The 16,900-nt window shown below is 71.1% G+C and carries 12 protein-coding genes; 2 read left to right on the forward strand and 10 right to left on the reverse strand.

All coding sequences use genetic code 11. The features are described 5' to 3' along the window. Positions 1 to 12 precede the first annotated feature (12 nt). The 6 genes from serA to ACIRA5_RS24595 all read right to left on the reverse strand — a co-directional run bounded on the left by serA (position 13) and on the right by ACIRA5_RS24595 (position 9,955). Positions 13 to 1,602 carry a phosphoglycerate dehydrogenase gene (gene serA / locus ACIRA5_RS24570; RefSeq protein WP_352049359.1) on the reverse strand — a complete coding sequence of 530 codons (1,590 nt, stop codon included), beginning with the start codon at positions 1,600 to 1,602 and terminating at the stop codon, positions 13 to 15. A gap of 267 nt (positions 1,603 to 1,869) precedes the next feature. After that, entirely contained in the window at positions 1,870 to 2,868 is a 999-nt protein-coding gene (gene ilvC, locus ACIRA5_RS24575) for a ketol-acid reductoisomerase (RefSeq protein WP_403693739.1), read from the reverse strand. 115 nt (positions 2,869 to 2,983) lie between these two features. Further along, positions 2,984 to 3,514, reverse strand: a complete 531-nt coding sequence (ilvN, locus tag ACIRA5_RS24580) for an acetolactate synthase small subunit (protein WP_054234575.1) — start codon at positions 3,512 to 3,514, stop codon at positions 2,984 to 2,986. A 27-nt stretch (positions 3,515 to 3,541) separates the two neighbouring features. Beyond that, positions 3,542 to 5,395 (reverse strand): acetolactate synthase large subunit, encoded by a 1,854-nt coding sequence (locus ACIRA5_RS24585; RefSeq protein ID WP_352049358.1) that lies wholly within the window; start codon positions 5,393 to 5,395, stop codon positions 3,542 to 3,544. A 226-nt stretch (positions 5,396 to 5,621) separates the two neighbouring features. Next, positions 5,622 to 8,816: a putative bifunctional diguanylate cyclase/phosphodiesterase gene (locus ACIRA5_RS24590; protein ID WP_403693740.1), complete on the reverse strand. Its 3,195-nt coding sequence runs from the start codon at positions 8,814 to 8,816 to the stop codon at positions 5,622 to 5,624. A gap of 197 nt (positions 8,817 to 9,013) precedes the next feature. Further along, positions 9,014 to 9,955 (reverse strand): 2-hydroxyacid dehydrogenase, encoded by a 942-nt coding sequence (locus ACIRA5_RS24595; protein WP_403693741.1) that lies wholly within the window; start codon positions 9,953 to 9,955, stop codon positions 9,014 to 9,016. A gap of 76 nt (positions 9,956 to 10,031) precedes the next feature. Here ACIRA5_RS24595 and ACIRA5_RS24600 point away from each other — a divergent pair, with 76 nt between their 5' ends. Beyond that, complete coding sequence (locus ACIRA5_RS24600; RefSeq protein ID WP_403693742.1) at positions 10,032 to 11,039, forward strand: aldo/keto reductase; 1,008 nt, start codon at positions 10,032 to 10,034, stop codon at positions 11,037 to 11,039. 118 nt (positions 11,040 to 11,157) lie between these two features. Beyond that, positions 11,158 to 12,309 carry a PQQ-dependent sugar dehydrogenase gene (locus ACIRA5_RS24605; protein ID WP_403693744.1) on the forward strand — a complete coding sequence of 384 codons (1,152 nt, stop codon included), beginning with the start codon at positions 11,158 to 11,160 and terminating at the stop codon, positions 12,307 to 12,309. Positions 12,310 to 12,336: 27 nt separating this feature from the next. Here the strand turns inward: ACIRA5_RS24605 and ACIRA5_RS24610 are convergent, their stop codons facing one another. The 4 genes from ACIRA5_RS24610 to ACIRA5_RS24625 all read right to left on the reverse strand — a co-directional run bounded on the left by ACIRA5_RS24610 (position 12,337) and on the right by ACIRA5_RS24625 (position 16,867). Continuing rightward, complete coding sequence (locus ACIRA5_RS24610) at positions 12,337 to 12,573, reverse strand: DUF6191 domain-containing protein (RefSeq protein WP_351304084.1); 237 nt, start codon at positions 12,571 to 12,573, stop codon at positions 12,337 to 12,339. Positions 12,574 to 12,611: 38 nt separating this feature from the next. Beyond that, complete coding sequence (locus tag ACIRA5_RS24615) at positions 12,612 to 15,695, reverse strand: AAA family ATPase (protein ID WP_403693746.1); 3,084 nt, start codon at positions 15,693 to 15,695, stop codon at positions 12,612 to 12,614. Between the two features lie 146 nt (positions 15,696 to 15,841). Further along, complete coding sequence (locus tag ACIRA5_RS24620; protein WP_403693748.1) at positions 15,842 to 16,039, reverse strand: hypothetical protein; 198 nt, start codon at positions 16,037 to 16,039, stop codon at positions 15,842 to 15,844. Between the two features lie 222 nt (positions 16,040 to 16,261). Further along, complete coding sequence (locus ACIRA5_RS24625; RefSeq protein ID WP_403693749.1) at positions 16,262 to 16,867, reverse strand: hypothetical protein; 606 nt, start codon at positions 16,865 to 16,867, stop codon at positions 16,262 to 16,264. Between the last annotated feature and the right edge of the window lie 33 nt (positions 16,868 to 16,900).

Consider the following 16,900-nt stretch of genomic DNA (forward strand, 5'->3'; position numbering starts at 1 on the left):
GTACTGCGAAGGTCAGACGAGGTTCACCGAGCGCGCCGAGGTGGCGCCGATCTCCTCGGCCACCTCGCTCAGCACGTTCTGCGGGACCGTGTCGTCGACGGTGAGGACCGCGAGGGCCTCGCCGCCCGCGGCGGCACGCGCGACCTGCATGCCGGCGATGTTGATACCCGCCTCGCCGAGGATGCGGCCGACGGTGCCGACGACACCGGGACGGTCCTCGTAGCTCAGCACGGCCATGTGGTCGGCGAGCGCGAGGTCCACGTCGTACTCACCGACGGCGACGATCTTCTGCAGGTGCTTGGGGCCGGCCAGCGTGCCGGAGACCGAGACCTCCTGGCCGTCGCCGAGAGTGCCGCGCACGGTGACCACGTTGCGGTGGTCGGGGGACTCCGAACTCGTGGTCAGACGGACCTCGACGCCGCGCTCCTGCGCGAACAGCGGGGCGTTGACGTACGACACCGTCTCGTCGACGACGTCCTCGAACACGCCCTTGAGCGCGGAGAGTTCGAGCACCTTGACGTCATGCTGGGTGATCTCGCCGTACACCTCGACGTCGAGGCGGACCGCGACCTCGCCCGCGAGGGCGGTGAAGATGCGGCCGAGCTTCTCGGCGAGCGGCAGGCCGGGCTTGACGTCCTCGGCGATGACACCGCCCTGCACGTTCACCGCGTCCGGGACGAGCTCACCGGCGAGGGCGAGGCGCACCGAGCGGGCGACGGAGACACCGGCCTTCTCCTGCGCCTCGTCGGTGGAGGCGCCGAGGTGCGGCGTGCAGACGACCTGGTCGAGCTCGAAGAGCGGGGAGTCCGTGCAGGGCTCCTTCGCGTACACGTCGAGGCCGGCGCCGGCGACGCGGCCCTCCTTGAGCGCCGAGAACAGCGCCTCCTCGTCGACGATCCCGCCGCGCGCGGCGTTGACGATCCGCACCGACGGCTTGACCTTGTGCAGCGCCTCGTCGCCGATGAGACCGACCGTCTCGGGCGTCTTGGGCAGGTGCACGGTGATGAAGTCCGAGACCTCGAGCAGCTCGTCGAGGGAGAGGACCTTGACGCCCATCTGGGCGGCCCGGGCGGGCTGGACGTAGGGGTCGTAGGCGACGACCTTCATGCCGAACGCGGACATGCGCTGGGCGACCAGCGCGCCGATGCGGCCGAGGCCGACGACACCGAGGGTCTTCTCGGCGAGCTCGACGCCGGTGTACTTCGAGCGCTTCCACTCGCCGTTCTTCAGCGCCGAGTTGGCCTGCGGGATGTGGCGCGCGGTGGCGAGGAGGAGGCCGCAGGCCAGCTCGGCCGCGGTCACGATGTTCGAGGTGGGGGCGTTGACGACCATCACGCCGGCCTTGGTGGCGGCGGAGACGTCGACGTTGTCCAGGCCGACGCCGGCTCGTGCGACGACCTTGAGCTTCTTCGCGGCGGCGACGGCCTCCGCGTCGACCTTGGTGGCCGAACGGATCAGGATCGCGTCGACGTCGGCGATCGCGGGCAGCAGCTCGGCGCGGTCCGCGCCGTTCGCGTGCCGGATCTCGAAGTCCGGGCCCAGGGCGTCGACGGTCGCGGGCGACAGCTCTTCAGCGATGAGTACGACAGGTTTCGAGCTCACGTGAGTCCTCACAGGTCCAATGCGGACGGCCGTCCCGACGGCCGCATGCGGTGGAGGGTTGCTAGCCGCGTGGAAGACGCACGACGCTGTGGGCCTGACGCGTATGTTGTGCAGCAGTGTAGTGCCGCAACGGGGGCCTTCTTGCGCCTCCGTGGAAGGATCACCCGTCCGTGGCTGGACGGGGTGGACAACGGCGCGCTCACGGGCGTTACCCAGGGTTGGCCGAAGGGGCCGGAGCGGATGCTCCGGCCCCTTCGGCCGTACGGCTTACGCCTCGTCGTTGACCCACGACATGAGCTTGCGGAGCTCCTTGCCGGTGGTCTCCAGGAGGCTGTTCTCGTCCTGCGTCTTGTACTCGTTGTACTTCTTCAGGCCGGAGTGGTACTCCTCCATCCAGTTCTTGGCGAAGGTGCCGTCCTGGATCTCCGCGAGGATCTTCTTCATCTCGGCCTTGGTGGCGTCCGTGATGATCCGCGGGCCGGTGACGTAGTCGCCCCACTCGGCGGTCTCGGAGACCGACCAGCGCATCTTCTCCAGGCCGCCCTCGTACATGAGGTCGACGATGAGCTTCAGCTCGTGGAGGCACTCGAAGTACGCGATCTCCGGCTGGTAGCCGGCCTCGGTCAGCGTCTCGAAGCCCGCCTTGACCAGCGCCGCGGTGCCACCGCAGAGAACGGCCTGCTCACCGAACAGGTCGGTCTCGGTCTCCTCCGTGAAGGTCGTCTTGATGACGCCCGCGCGGGTGCCGCCGATGCCCTTGGCGTAGGACAGGGCGAGCGGGAAGGCGCTGCCCGTGGAGTCCTGCTCGACGGCCGCGATGCAGGGAACGCCGCGACCCTCCTCGTACTGGCGGCGCACCAGGTGGCCCGGGCCCTTGGGGGCGACCATGGCGACGTCGACACCGGCCGGGGGCTTGATGAAGCCGAAGCGGATGTTCAGACCGTGGCCGAAGAACAGCGCGTCGCCGTCCTTCAGGTTGTCCTTGATGGACTCCTCGTAGACCTGGGCCTGGATCGGGTCCGGCACCAGGATCATGATGACGTCGGCCTCGGCCGCGGCCTCCGACGGCGTCACCACGCGCAGGCCCTGCTCCTCGGCCTTGGCCTTGGACTTGGAGCCCTCGTGCAGACCGACGCGGACGTCGACACCCGAGTCGCGCAGCGACAGCGCGTGGGCGTGGCCCTGGCTGCCGTAGCCGATGACCGCGACCTTGCGGCCCTGGATGATGGACAGGTCGGCGTCGTCGTCGTAGAACAGCTCGGCCACTGGGGTTCTCCTTGGTGTGCGGTGTTGCGTCCCACCGTACGGCGGGCGGGGGAAGGGAAGTTTTCGGGTCTCGGTATACGGGCGGTCGACGATCGCCGACCGCCCCTACCAAGGATCAGGCTGATCGGTCGAGCGCGCGCAGCGAGCGGTCCGTGATCGAACGCGCCCCTCTTCCGATCGCGATCGTGCCGGACTGGACGAGCTCCTTGATGCCGAACGGCTCCAGCATCTTGAGCATGGCCTCCAGCTTGTCGCTGCCGCCGGTGGCCTCGATGGTGACGGCCTCCGGAGAGACGTCCACGGTCTTGGCGCGGAACAGCTGGACGATCTCGACGATCTGGGAGCGCGTCTCGTTGTCGGCACGCACCTTCACCAGAACGAGTTCGCGCTGCACCGCCGAGCCGGGTTCCAGTTCGACGATCTTCAGCACGTTGACGAGCTTGTTGAGCTGCTTGGTGACCTGTTCGAGCGGCAGCGCCTCGATCACGTTCACCACGATGGTGATGCGCGAGATGTCGGGGTGCTCGGTGACACCGACGGCGAGCGAGTCGATGTTGAAGCCGCGGCGGGAGAACAGGGCGGTGATCCGGGCGAGGACACCCGGCTTGTTCTCGACGAGGACGGAGAGGGTGTGCTTGGTGCTCATGGTGGTGGACTCGGCTCTCTCTCGGTCTCAGTCGTCTTCGTTGTCGCCGAAGTCGGGGCGGACGTCCCGGGCGGCCATGATCTCGTCGTTCGAGGTGCCGGCGGCGACCATCGGCCACACCATGGCGTCCTCGTGCACGATGAAGTCGACCACGACGGGGCGGTCGTTGATCGAGTTCGCCTCCGCGATGACCTTGTCGAGGTCCTCGGGGGACTCGCAGCGGATCGCGTAGCAGCCCATGGCCTCCGACAGCTTCACGAAGTCGGGGACGCGGGTGCCGGCGCTCGGCTGCTTGCCGTCCGCGTCCGGGCCGGAGTGCAGCACGGTGTTGGAGTAGCGCTGGTTGTAGAAGAGGGTCTGCCACTGGCGGACCATCCCGAGGGCGCCGTTGTTGATGATGGCGACCTTGATCGGGATGTTGTTCAGGGCGCAGGTGGTGAGCTCCTGATTGGTCATCTGGAAGCAGCCGTCACCGTCGATCGCCCAGACCGTCCTGCCCGGCTGACCGGCCTTGGCGCCCATCGCGGCCGGGACCGCGTAGCCCATCGTTCCGGCGCCGCCGGAGTTCAGCCAGGTCGCGGGCTGCTCGTACTGGACGTAGTGCGCGGCCCACATCTGGTGCTGGCCGACGCCCGCCGCGAAGATGGTGCCCTCGGGGGCGAGCTGTCCGATCCGCTCGATGACCTGCTGCGGCGACAGGGAGCCGTTGTCCGGCTGCTCGTAGCCCAGCGGGTAGGTCTCGCGCCAGCGGTTGAGGTCCTTCCACCAGGCGGCGTAGTCGCCGGCGTGGCCCTCGCTGTGCTCCTTCTGCACGGCCTGGACCAGGTCGGCGATGACCTCGCGGGCGTCACCGACGATCGGCACGTCCGCGGCGCGGTTCTTGCCGATCTCGGCCGGGTCGATGTCGGCGTGGACGATCTTGGCGTACGGGGCGAAGCTGTCCAGCTTGCCGGTGACGCGGTCGTCGAAGCGGGCTCCGAGAGCGACGATCAGGTCGGCCTTCTGCAGCGCGGTGACGGCGGTGACCGCACCGTGCATGCCCGGCATTCCCACGTGCAGCGGGTGGCTGTCGGGGAATGCGCCGAGCGCCATCAGGGTGGTGGTGACGGGCGCTCCGGTGAGTTCCGCGAGGACCTTCAGCTCGGCGGTGGCCTTGGCCTTGAGGACGCCGCCGCCGACGTAGAGGACGGGCCGCTTGGCCTGGGTGATCAGCTTGGCGGCCTCGCGGATCTGCTTGGCGTGCGGCTTGGTCACCGGGCGGTAGCCGGGCAGATCCTGGGTGGGCGGCCACTGGAAGGTGGTCTGCGCCTGAAGGGCGTCCTTGGCGATGTCGACGAGGACGGGGCCCGGGCGGCCGGTGGAGGCGATGTGGAAGGCCTCCGCGATCGTCCTCGGGATGTCCTCGGCCTTGGTCACCAGGAAGTTGTGCTTGGTGATCGGCATGGTGATGCCGACGATGTCCGCCTCCTGGAAGGCGTCCGTGCCGATCGCCTTGGACGCGACCTGCCCGGTGATCGCCACGAGCGGCACCGAGTCCATGTGCGCGTCCGCGATCGGCGTCACCAGGTTGGTGGCACCCGGGCCGCTGGTCGCCATGCAGACGCCGACCTTGCCGGTGGCCTGCGCGTAACCGGTGGCCGCGTGACCCGCGCCCTGCTCGTGCCGCACGAGCACGTGCCGCACACGCGTGGAGTCCATCAGCGGGTCGTACGCCGGAAGGATCGCGCCGCCGGGAATGCCGAATACCGTCTCGGCCCCGACCTCCTCAAGCGAGCGGATGAGGGACTGCGCTCCCGTGACGTGCTCGGGGGCGGACTGTCCTCCGGAACGGGGCCGCGGCTGCGGGTGATGGGCCCCGGTGGCCTGCTCGGTCATCGGCATTCTCTTCTCGATGCTGAGGGTTTTTGCGAGTTTTGTGCGGTGTACGACTGGTGCCTGTGCAACAAAAAACCCCTCGTGCCGTGAGGCAAGCGAGGGGAGCGCGCCGGGTGCGGTCGCTGGGTGTTCCGGGTCCGTCCGGTGGTCACCAGCTTCAGCCGACGCGCTTTCCAAGTACGAGAATTCGGGTGCGCATGGCATTGACCCTCCCCCCGGCACGCACTGACTGTCAAGTGGGTGGGACGGGAGTCTCATTATGTGAGCGGAGGGCCGTACCGCCTCCGAGGACTGCGGGCACACCACTCGTATACACCCCCGCGCCGCCGCCCGCGAACGCGGGCTCGGCGGGGCCGTGCGGCACCGGGTAGTGACCGCAGGACAGCGCTCTGCGCAGCCGGTACTCGTCGAGCGGTCCGGAGAAGGCCATGCCCTGTCCGTGCGTGCAGCCCATCGCGCGCAGGGCGACGACCTGCTCGGGCAGGTCCACACCGTCGGCCACGGACTGCAACCCGAGGTCGGTGGCGATCCGCAGCAGCCCGCTGGTGATCTTGTGCAGCCGGGCGGACTCGACAACACCCTCGACGAGGCCCCGATCAAGCTTCAGTACGTCGACGGGCAGCCTTCTGAGCGTCGTGATGGCCGCGTAGCCACTGCCGAATCCGTCCAGGGCGATCCGGACGCCGAGCCGCCGCAGCGCGTTCAGCCGCCGCTCCAGCTCGTCCAGGGAGACCCGGGGGTCGGTGTCGGCCAGCTCGACGATCAGGGAGCCGGAGGCGAGCCCGTGCCGGGTCAGCAGCGCCTCCACGGAGCCGAGCGGCATCGAGCGGTCCAGCAGACGCCGGGCGCTCATCCGCACGGCGACGGGCACCGTGACACCCGCGGCGGCCCGCTCGGCGGCCTGCTCGACGGCCTCCTCGAGCATCCATCGGCCCAGCTCGGCGGTCTTGTCGCTGTCCTCGGCGACGCGCAGGAACTCCGCCGGCGTGAAGAGCACCCCTTGGGAGGAACGCCAGCGGGCCTGGGCGGTGACCGTCGCGATCCGGCCATTGCCGAGGCAGACCACGGGCTGGTGGAGCAGTGCGAACTCGCCGTCCTGGAGCGCGGAGCGCAGCCGGGTGGCCAGCTCCGCCTTCCGTACGACGTCCTGCTGCATCTGGGGCGCGTACAGCTCGACGCGGCCCTTTCCGGCCGCCTTGGCCCGGTACATGGCGAGGTCGGCGTTGCGCAGCAACTCGCCCGCTCCCAGGCCCGGTTCGGCGAAGCCGACGCCGATGGACGCGGCGACGCGGACATCGTTGCCGCCGATGGCGTACGGCTGGGAGAGCTTGATCCGCAGCCGGTCGGCGAGCTCCAGGATCTGCTGTTCGCGCGCGCCCCGGTCGCGGCTGCCGTCGCCGACGATGAGCGCCGCGAACTCGTCGCCGCCGAGGCGGGCGGCGGTGTCGCCCTGGCGCACCGAGTCCTGGAGTCTGCGGGCGGCCTGGACGAGGAGCTCATCGCCGGCCTGGTGCCCGATCGTGTCGTTGACGGCCTTGAAGCCGTCGAGGTCGATGAAGAGGACGGCCGTGCCGCGCAGCGCGGCGCCGCGGTCGGTGGAGCGGCGGCCGGACAGGGCCTGCTGGACGCGCCGGGTGAACAGCGCGCGGTTGGGCAGGTCGGTGAGCGGATCGTGTTCGGCGTTGTGCTGGAGCTGCGCCTGGAGCCGGACCCGCTCGGTCACGTCACGGCTGTTGAAGATGAGGCCGCCGTGGTGTCGGTTGACGGTGGACTCCACATTGAGCCAGCCGCCGTCGCCGGACTTGAAGCGGCACTCGATGCGAGTGGTGGGCTCCTCCAGATGGCTTGCGGCCAGGAAGCGGCGCACCTCGTGCACCACACAGCCGAGGTCCTCGGGGTGGATGAGGGAGGCGAGCTCGGAGCCGACGAGCTCCTCGGCGTTGCGGCCGTAGACCCCGGCGGCGGCCGGGCTGACGTACCGCAGGATGCCGTTCGGTGCGGCGATCATGATGACGTCGCTGGAGCCCTGCACCAGGGAGCGGAAGTGGTTCTCCTGCTGGGCCAGCTCCTGGGTGAGGGTGATGTTGTCGAGCAGCATGATGCCCTGGCGCACCACGAGGGCGAGCACGACGAGGCCGGCCGTGATGAGCACGACGCGGTCGACGCTGCGGCCGTTCAGGACGTTGTAGAGAATGCCCAGCGTGCACACGGCGGCGGCCAGGTAGGGCGTGAGTGCGGCCAGTGATCCGGCGATCGGACGGGTGGCCGGATACCGGTTGTGGCCACCGTCCTGAGCCCCCTGAGGTGCCTGATGCCCTTGAGATCCCTGAGATCCCTGGGTGATCCCTGGTCCGCCCTGGCGGGGTCCCGGGATGTGCTCGTGCACCACGCGCGCGTGCCCGTTCCTACGGGGCTCCTCCGTGTCGTGACCGTCGGCGGTCGACTGCCCGAGCCGGGGACCGACCCACGGGGCGTACGCGAGGAGCAGTGACCCGGCGAACCAGCCCGCGTCGAGGAGCTGCCCGGAGTGGTAGTTGTTGTGCAGGAGGGGCGAGGTGAACAGGGCGTCGCACATCACGGTCAGGGCGAGCGCGCCGATCGCGGTGTTCACCGCCGAGCGGTTCACCGACGAACGCCTGAAGTGCAGCGCGAGCACCATGCTGACCAGGGCGATGTCCAGCAGCGGGTACGCCAGCGAGAGCGCGGTGTGCGCGACGCTCGGCCCGTCGAACTTCGCCGCCTGGGCGAGCGCGAGGCTCCAGGACAGGGTGAGCAGGGAACCGCCGATCAGCCAGGAGTCCAGCGCCAGGCAGACCCAACCCGCCCTGGTCACGGGCCTCTTGGCTAGCACGAGCAGTCCTACGATGGCGGGCGGAGCGAAACAGAGGAAGAAGAGATCGGCGTAACTGGGACTCGGGACCTGGCGGTCGAGGACGACCTCGTACCACCCCCAGACTCCGTTGCCCAGCGAGGCCATGGTGGAGGAGAGCGCGAACAGCAGCCACGCGGGTCGAAAGCGGCTGCGGCGGCTGCGGGCGTAGAGGAAGCAGGAGACCGCGGCGGTGCCCGCGGCGGCGCTCAGCCCGAAGTCGCCCATGAACAGCGCGAGGCTCGCGGAGCCCCAGCCGAGCGCGGAACCGAAGGCGTAGCCCGCGCACACCAGGGCCAGCACGAGTTGCGGAATCAGGCCCGTCCCAGCGCCGTACAACGGCCGACGGGACAGCAGCGCCCCGGGGGAGCTCACCGGGCCCACCCGGTCCGCGCGGGGTCCCGCTGGCCCGTGTGCGCTGGGTGCGCATGCCTTCTGCGGCCGCTGGGCCCGCGGTGGTGATGGCCACCGTGACCACCATGGCCGCCGTGGCCGCGTCTGCGCGTGGCCGCGCGCCAGGGTCGTCGGCGGTCCCGCCGCGTCGGATCGTTGGTCCATAGGCCGTGCATCGCCCGTCGCCCCCCTCGCAGTCCGAATGTCCATCCCCGGCGCCGAACGGTGCGCGGCGCAGCCCCTGTCGGGACGATACACCAGTCTCGTCACTCAGGGACATAGCGCCTCTACGCTCCGTGACGATCAGCGGCAGCGCGGACACCGCCCGCATTCGCCGGACTGCGGAGGGTGCCCGAAGCGGGCTACGCGCCCGTCGTAAGGACCACGTTGCCCAGGGGTTCCCGGTTCACGAAACGATTCAACTGCGCGGCCAGAAGCCGCTCGGCGCGCGGCAGGAACGCGGAGGTGGGGCCGCCGACATGGGGGCTGATGAGCACGCCGGGCGTCTGCCACAAGGGATGTCCCTGGGGCAGCGGCTCCGGATCGGTGACGTCGAGGGCCGCGGTGAGGCGCCCGCTGTCCAGCTCGGCGAGCAGCGCCTTGGTGTCGACGACGGGCCCGCGGGCGACGTTCACCAGCAGTGCGCCGTCCTTCATCCGGGCCAGGAACTCGGCGTTCACCAGGCCCCGTGTGCTGTCGGTGAGGGGCGTGGCGAGCACCACGATGTCGGCCTCGGGGAGCAGTGCGGGCAGTTCCGTGAGTGGGTGCACCGGACCGCGCGCCGTGGTGCGCTCAGAGCGCGCGACGCGCGCCACCCGCGCTACTTCGAAGGGCGTGAGCCGGTCTTCGATCGCGGACCCGATCGCGCCGTATCCCACGATCAGTACGGACTTGTCGGCCAGCGCCGGATGGAATCCGGAGCGCCACTCCCCCTTGTCCTGCGCCCGTACGAAGTCGGGAACGCCCCGCAGCGAGGCGAGGATCAGCGTGAGCGCGAGCTCGGCGGTGCTCGCCTCGTGCACTCCGCGTGCGTTGCACAACTGCACGCCCGGGGACAGGGACTGCACGGCCCGCAGGACGTGGTCGACCCCCGCGGAGAGCGTCTGCACGACCCGCAGAGAGGTCATTTCGGGCAGCGGCCGCTGCCCGACGCCGAGCGCCTTCATATAGGGGACGACGTAGAACTCGCAGTCCGCGGGATCCGCGGGAAACTCCTGGTCGCCGTCCCAGAAGCGGTAGCTCAGGCCTTCGGGGAGGCCCTCGATCTCGTCGGCGTGAAAGGGAAGCCACACATCGGAAGTCATGGTCAGGAGGCTATGCCAGGCGCGCGGTCACGCAGAGGTTAGGTTGGGGTGCCGGAAGAAGGAGGGTCAGGGCCAGGTGGAGCGCAGGACGATCGGCGCGGCAACGCTCGATGTGGGGGCGATCGGGCTCGGGTGCATGCCGATGAGCTGGGCGTACACCGGTTCGCGACAGCGCGGTGAGGAGTCGCTGCGCGCGGTGCACGCGGCGCTCGACCGGGGGTCGACGCTGCTCGACACGGCCGACATGTACGGGCCCTTCACCAACGAGCTGCTGGTGGGGCGGGCGCTGAAGGAGCGGCGCTCCGAGGCCTTCGTGTCGACGAAGGTCGGGCTGCTGGTGGGCGAGCAGCACATCGTGGCCAATGGGCGCCCCGGCTATGTGAGGCGGGCCTGCGACGCTTCGCTGCGCCGCCTCCAGACCGATGTGATCGACCTGTATCAACTGCACCGCGCGGACCCGGAGATTCCGGTCGAGGAGACGTGGGGCGCGATGGCCGACCTGGTGTCGGCCGGAAAGGTGCGCTCGCTCGGGCTGTGCGCGGTGGGCGCCAGGTCCGCCCGTCGTGCGGGAGCGCGGCTGCACGACGGAACGATCCGGCAACTGGAGCGGGTGCAGCAGGTCTTCCCGGTGAGCGCGGTGGAGGCGGAGCTGTCGGTGTGGTCGACGGAGGCGCTGGACGCGCTGCTGCCGTGGTGCGCGGCGCGCGGGGTGGGCTTCCTGGCGGCGATGCCCCTGGGCAACGGCTTCCTGACCGGCACCCTCACCCCCGGCGAGGGGTTCGAACGCGATGACCTGCGCGCCCGCCACCCCCGCTTCACGGCCGAGATGATGGCCGCGAACCAGCCCATCGTCGTCGGGCTGCGGCGCATCGCCCGGCGCCACGGCCTGCCCGGGAACGCGGTCACGCCGGCCCAGGTGGCGCTGGCCTGGGTACTGGCCCAGGGGCGGCACGTGGTCCCGGTGCCGGGGGCCAAGCGGGAACGGTGGGTCACGGAGAACGCCGGGGCGGCGGGGCTGCGGCTGACGCCGGAGGACCTGGCGGAGGTGGCGGCGCTGCCGGGGGCACGGGGGTCCTGGGACTGAGGCCGCCCCGCTCCGGAGGGACCGGGTGTTTCCGGTTCGGGAACCCCTGGGACTCGCGCGGTGTATGAACAGTAGGACCGCCGCGTCGAAGGGACCTCTGATCGTGCAACGTCGAGTGATGAAGGCCGTGTTGGCCGCGGCAGCGCTGGTGGTGACCGCCGGCTGTTCCTCCGGTGGCGCAGGAGGGGCGCCGTTCGGCGGCCTGAGCCCGTCGTCGAGCGGTACGGGGACGGGGGCGTCGTCCGCCCCGCGGGCCATCGAGACGGCCGCGCCCGCCAAGGGCTCGGTGAAGGTGGTGCGCACCGTCACCGAGGACCTCAAGTCGCCCTGGGGCCTGGCGCCGCTGCCGGAGGGCGGCCTGCTGGTGTCGTCGCGGGACGAGGGGACGATCACGCGGGTCGACGAGAAGACCGGCACGAAGACCGAGCTGGGCCGGGTGCCCGGCGTGGCCCCCGCCGGCGAGGGCGGCCTCCTCGGCATCGCGCTCTCGCCCGCGTACGCCTCCGACCACATGATCTACGCGTACTTCACGACGGCCTCGGACAACCGCATCGTCCGCATGCTGTACGACGAGAAGAAGCCGTCCGGGGAGCAGCTCGGGGCGCCGGACACGATCTTCAAGGGCATCCCCAAGGGGATGATCCACAACGGTGGGCGGATCGCGTTCGGTCCCGACCGGATGCTGTACGCGGGGGCGGGCGAGACGGGTGACCGGGGGCAGGCCCAGGACACGAAGGCGCTCGGCGGCAAGATCCTGCGGATGACGCCGGACGGCGATCCGGCGCCCGGCAACCCCTTCGACAACTCGGTGGTCTACTCGTACGGCCATCGCAATGTGCAGGGCCTCGCCTGGGACGACAAGCAGCGGCTGTGGGCGTCCGAGTTCGGTCAGGACACCTGGGACGAGCTGAACCAGATCAAGCCGGGCGACAACTACGGCTGGCCGGTGGTCGAGGGCAGGAGCGACGACCCGAAGTACCACAACCCGGTCGCCCAGTGGCACACGGCCCAGGCCTCCCCGAGCGGTATCGCCTACGCCGAGGGCTCGATCTGGATGGCGGGGCTGCGCGGCCGGCGGCTGTGGCGCATCCCGTTGAAGGGCACGGAGGCCGCCGCCGCCCCGCAGGCCTTCCTGAAGGGCGAGTACGGGCGGCTGCGCACGGTGGTCCCGGCGGGCGGCGACAAGCTCTGGCTCATGACGAGCGAGACGGACGGCCGCGGCAGCCCCGGCAAGGGCGACGACAGGATTCTGGAGCTGGAGGTGAAGTAGGCGGCCGGCCTCAGGACTCGTCCGGCCTCAGGACTCGTCCGGCTCCGACACGGGTTCCTCCCCCGTGTCGCCCTGCCCGCCCTCCTGCTCCTGGTCTCGCTCCTGTTTGGGCAGCCGTACGACCACCTTGCCGGAGGTCAGGTCTATGGGGCCGCGGCCCGGATCACCGTCGTTCAGGTCCACGCGGCTCAGTTCGAGTCGCTTGCGTTCGTCGTCGGTGTGCTTGCGGCCTGGTGCGAAGAGCTCCTCGAACATGTTGAACACGACGCCTCCTTCGGCCCGGATCCCTGCCAGCGTATGTCTCAGCCCGCCGTCCGGGCAGTGGGGGCCTCCTGGGGGAACAACCGCAGCCGGTGCGCCAGCGCCGCCGCCTCCCCCCGGCCCGAGACGTCCAGCTTGGCCAGGATGTTCGAGACATGGACGCTGGCGGTCTTCGGGGAGATGAAAAGTTCTTCGGCGATCTGGCGGTTGCTGCGGCCGGCGGCGACCAGACGCAGGACATCGCGCTCACGGCTGGTGAGGCCGAGGGCATCGGCCGGGTCGGCGGGAGCCGGGGCCGACGGCTCGGGGGCTCGGCCCACGGCGAGGCGGGCCCGCTGGGCGAGGAGCGCGACGGTGTCGGCGAGCGGGCGGGCGCCGAGGTGGGCGGCCGCCGCCCCGGCCAGCCGCAGAAGCTCCGTGGCGCGGGCCCGGTCGTCCTCGTCGGCTCCCGCGATCAGCAGGGACTCGGCCAGGCGGTGCCGGACCCGGGCGAGGTCGTAGGGGCGCTCCAGCGGTTCGAAGGCGGTGACTGCCTCGGACCACTCGTGCGGGTCGTCCGTGCCCTCGGCACGGCGGAGCTCGGCGCGTACCCACTGTTCGTGGGCGAGCCAGACGGGTGCTCCGGTCGCCAGGGACTTGGCGGCCTTGCGCAGCCGCTCCAGGGTCCCGGCGCGGCCCGCCTCGGCGACGGGCAGTCCGCGGGCGTCGGCCTCCGCGGTGGCGGCGGCGAGCAGCAGCGGCCAGCCGTCGCGCTGGGTGCCGGGCGGGAAGCCCGCGTCGAGGGCGTCCTCCAGGGCGGCCCGGGCGTCGAGGAGGCGTCCCTCTCCGACGGCGATGCCGATCGCGGTGCGGACCAGGGGCAGCGAGTGCTGCGGCATGGGGTCGTGGGTGCCGAAGTGGGCGCGGGCGGCGGCGAGTTGACGTGCCGCTTCGGTGAGGTCGCCGCGGGCGAGCGCGAGATCCGCGAGGCGCATGGCACCGCTGCCGGACGGTTTGCCGCTGAGCCCGACACCCAGCGCGTTGCGCGCGGCCTCGACGGCCTCGTCCCACTGGCCGAGCGCGTAGAGCGACTCCGAGAGGTTGCCCCACACCCAGGCCTCGGTGTCCAACAGCCCGGATCTACGGGCGAGTTCGATGCCCTCGCGCAGGATCGTGACCGCTTCCCGGGAGCGGCCGACGGACTCCAGGTGGGAGGGCAGGTTGATGTGGACGCGCCCCGTGACCATGGAGGGGGCGTGCCGGAGCACCCGCTCCTTGACCTCGTACATCTCCGCGATGCCCGTCTCCACGTCGCCCGCGTCGACCATGAGGCCGCCGAGCGTGAGCCGGGCGTTCAGCTCGATGTCCCGGGCGCCCACCATGCGCGCGTACTCCACGGCGCGCTCGGCGGCCGAGAGGGCGCCGGGACCCGGTTCGTGCAGCACGCACCAGGCGGCGACCATGGAGAGCACCTCGGCGTGCACCTCCGACGGCGGCAGGCCGCGCACCAGGTCCCGGGCGGTGGCGAGCTCCGTCCAGCCGTCCCCGCGGGCCTGTGCCTGCACCAGGCGGGAACGCTGGATCCAGAACCAGGCGGCGCGCAGGGGGTCGTCCTCGTCCTCCAGGACGCGCAGCGCCCGCTTGGTGATCTTCAGGGCGCGCTCGCGCTCCCCGCACAGCCGGCCCGCGACGGCGGCCTCGGCCATCAGGTCGAGGTAGCGCAGGGGGGTTGTGGCCGGGTCGCAGCCACAGGGTGGGAAGACCTCGACGTAGTCGATGGGGCGCAGTTCGTCCCGTACGGCTTCGGGGGTGGCCTCCCACAGCTCCATCGCGCGTTCCAGGAGCCTGAGTTGCTCGGAGTGGGCGTGCCGGCGGCGGGCCTCGACGGAGGCGTCGAGGACGGCGGGGAGGGCCTTGGCCGCGTCGTGCGCGTGGTACCAGTAGCTGGCCAGGCGGGTGGCGCGCTCGTCGGCCGGGACGAGCGTGGGGTCGTCCTCCAGGGCTTCGGCGTAGCGGCGGTTGAAACGGGAGCGCTCACCGGGGAGCAGGTCGTCGCTGACGGCCTCGCGGACCAGGGAGTGGCGGAAGCGGTAGCCGTCGCCGCCGGGTGAGGCGTGCAGGATGTTGGCGCCGACGGCGACGCGCAGCGCCTCGATGAGGTCGTCCTCGGCGAGCCGGGCGACGGCGGCGAGCAGCGGGTACTCGACGGTGGAGCCGCCCTCGGCGACGATCCGGGCGATGCGCTGCGCGCTCTCGGGGAGGCCCTCGACGCGGACGAGGAGCAGGTCGCGCAGGGAGTCGGTGAGCCCGGTGCGGCAGCCCTGGTGGGCGGCGACGGCGAGCTCCTCGACGAAGAACGCGTTGCCGTCGGAGCGTTCGAAGATGTCGTCGACCTGGGCGGGGTCGGGTTCGTGGGCGAGGATGCCGGCGATCTGACGGCCGACCTCGGCGCGGCTGAAGCGGCCGAGTTCGATGCGGCGGACCGTGCGGAGGCGGTCGAGTTCGGCCAGCAGGGGGCGCAGGGGGTGGCGGCGGTGGATGTCGTCGGCGCGGTAGGTGGCGATGACGACGAGGCGGCCGTTGCGCAGGGTGCGGAAGAGGTAGGCCAGCAGGTGGCGGGTGGAGGCGTCGGCCCAGTGCAGGTCTTCGAGGGCGACGACGACGGTGCGGTCGGCGGCCACGCGCTCCAGGAGACGGGCGGTGAGCTCGAAGAGGCGGGCCATGCCCTCCTCGTCGGGACGGCCGCCGCGGCCGGTCTCGCCCAGCTCGGGCAGCAGCCGGGCCAGCTCGTCCTCCTGTCCGGCGGCCGCGGCGGCGAGCTCGTCGGGGAGCAGTCGGCGCAGGGCGCGCAGGGCGGTGGAGAACGGGGCGAAGGGCAGTCCGTCGGCGCCGATCTCCACACAGCCGCCGCTCACGAAGACGGCGCCCTCGCGGACGGCCGCAGTGGCGAACTCCTCGAGCAGGCGGGTCTTTCCCACCCCGGCCTCACCGCCGAGCAGCAACGCCTGCGGCTGTCCCCCGGTGCTGAACGCCTGGGAGGTTCCCCCGGTGGCGCTGCGGGCGAGTGCGTCGTGCAGGATGCCGAGTTCGGCGGTGCGGCCGACGAACACCGGGCTGACGGACCTGGTTTCCACAGGCCCGAGCATCGCACAGGGGTCTGACAGTGCGGCACTGGTTATCGAGCGGGCGGCCGTCGCCCCCTTCGCGTGACGGGCGACCGTCGCCGTGTCGCGGCGGTCACCGTTCGCCGGGAGGCGGCCGACCCCCGTACGGCCGCCCCCCGCCCCCGCGCTCATGCGGCGCGGGCGAACCGGTGCCGGCGAGGGCGCCGGCTATGCGCCTGCCCCTCCGGCTCGTTCTGCCCGGACTCGCGCGCGGCGGCGCGGCGTGCGGCGCGACGGCCACGGAGGGCTTCCTGGGCCTGGCGGTGGTTGTGTGCCTCGCGGATCAGCTCGTTGGATCGCATCTGCTGGAGCTCGTACTCGAACATGTCGTGTCCCTCGTGAGGAGTCGGTTTCGTCATCGCTTTGTGCGATGCCTCAACCTTCGTCTCCCAGGGGGGTGCGTCACATCGGGAGAGTTCCGCATCTTGCGCACGCGAAGGGCCTTAGAGCGGCCGTAAGTGACTTACGGCGGCCCTAAGGCCCCTCAGAGGTACGGAGATCCAGCCGGGGATCCAGCCAGGGTTCCAGCCGGGGATCCAGTCGTGGTTTCAGCTGGTGGACGGCAGTCCGAGAATGATGTCGGAGTACTTGGCGACGGCGAGGACCAGGCCGATGACGCCGAGCGAGACGCCCGCCCAGGCGACCGACTTGATCCAGGCGGCCTGTGGCCTGTCGGGGGCCCCGAAGGCGGGCCGGACCAGGACCACGACGCCGACGATCAGCGCGGCCAGCGCGAAGAGGCCGCCGACCAGCGCGGTGGTCGCCCACGCATCGCCGTAGACCTCCTTGACCTGCTTGGCGACGCTCGCGCTCGAGGAGGTCCCCAGCTGACCGACGAGGGTCTCGCGGGCGGCGGCCACGGTGGCGACCCAGCTGCCGGTGAGGGACACGACGCCAAGGCCGGCGGAGACGACGGCGGCGGCGCCCTGGCCGACGCCGGGGGTGCCCTTCTCGGCCTCGGGGGTGTCCTCGCCCTCCAGGGCCTCGGCGTCGAGGTCGTCCTCGCTCTCCAGGGTCTCGGCCTCGGTGTCGCCGGTCTCCTCGACCTCGGCGTCCGGCGCCTCGTCGGTCTTGGTGACGTTCACGGTCTCCTCGTCGCTCTTTGCCTCGGTGCCGTTCGCGTCCACGGCTTCGTCAACTGTCTTGGTTCCCATGACCCGCACCGTACGGACGGAGTCTGAGAAGTC

This window comes from Streptomyces sp. NPDC096311 (assembly GCF_044763085.1).
Taxonomy (GTDB): Bacteria; Actinomycetota; Actinomycetes; order Streptomycetales; family Streptomycetaceae; genus Streptomyces.

Bases quoted from the DNA above. Each gene is read 5' to 3' on its own strand.
- ilvN (WP_054234575.1), bottom strand. From the start codon at position 3,514: ATGAGCACCAAGCACACCCTCTCCGTCCTCGTCGAGAACAAGCCGGGT.
- ACIRA5_RS24585 (WP_352049358.1), bottom strand. From the start codon at position 5,395: ATGCCGATGACCGAGCAGGCCACCGGGGCCCATCACCCGCAGCCGCGG.
- ACIRA5_RS24590 (WP_403693740.1), bottom strand. From the start codon at position 8,816: ATGGACCAACGATCCGACGCGGCGGGACCGCCGACGACCCTGGCGCGC.
- ACIRA5_RS24595 (WP_403693741.1), bottom strand. From the start codon at position 9,955: ATGACTTCCGATGTGTGGCTTCCCTTTCACGCCGACGAGATCGAGGGC.
- ACIRA5_RS24605 (WP_403693744.1), top strand. From the start codon at position 11,158: ATGAAGGCCGTGTTGGCCGCGGCAGCGCTGGTGGTGACCGCCGGCTGT.
- ACIRA5_RS24615 (WP_403693746.1), bottom strand. From the start codon at position 15,695: ATGCTCGGGCCTGTGGAAACCAGGTCCGTCAGCCCGGTGTTCGTCGGC.
- ACIRA5_RS24620 (WP_403693748.1), bottom strand. From the start codon at position 16,039: ATGTTCGAGTACGAGCTCCAGCAGATGCGATCCAACGAGCTGATCCGC.
- ACIRA5_RS24625 (WP_403693749.1), bottom strand. From the start codon at position 16,867: ATGGGAACCAAGACAGTTGACGAAGCCGTGGACGCGAACGGCACCGAG.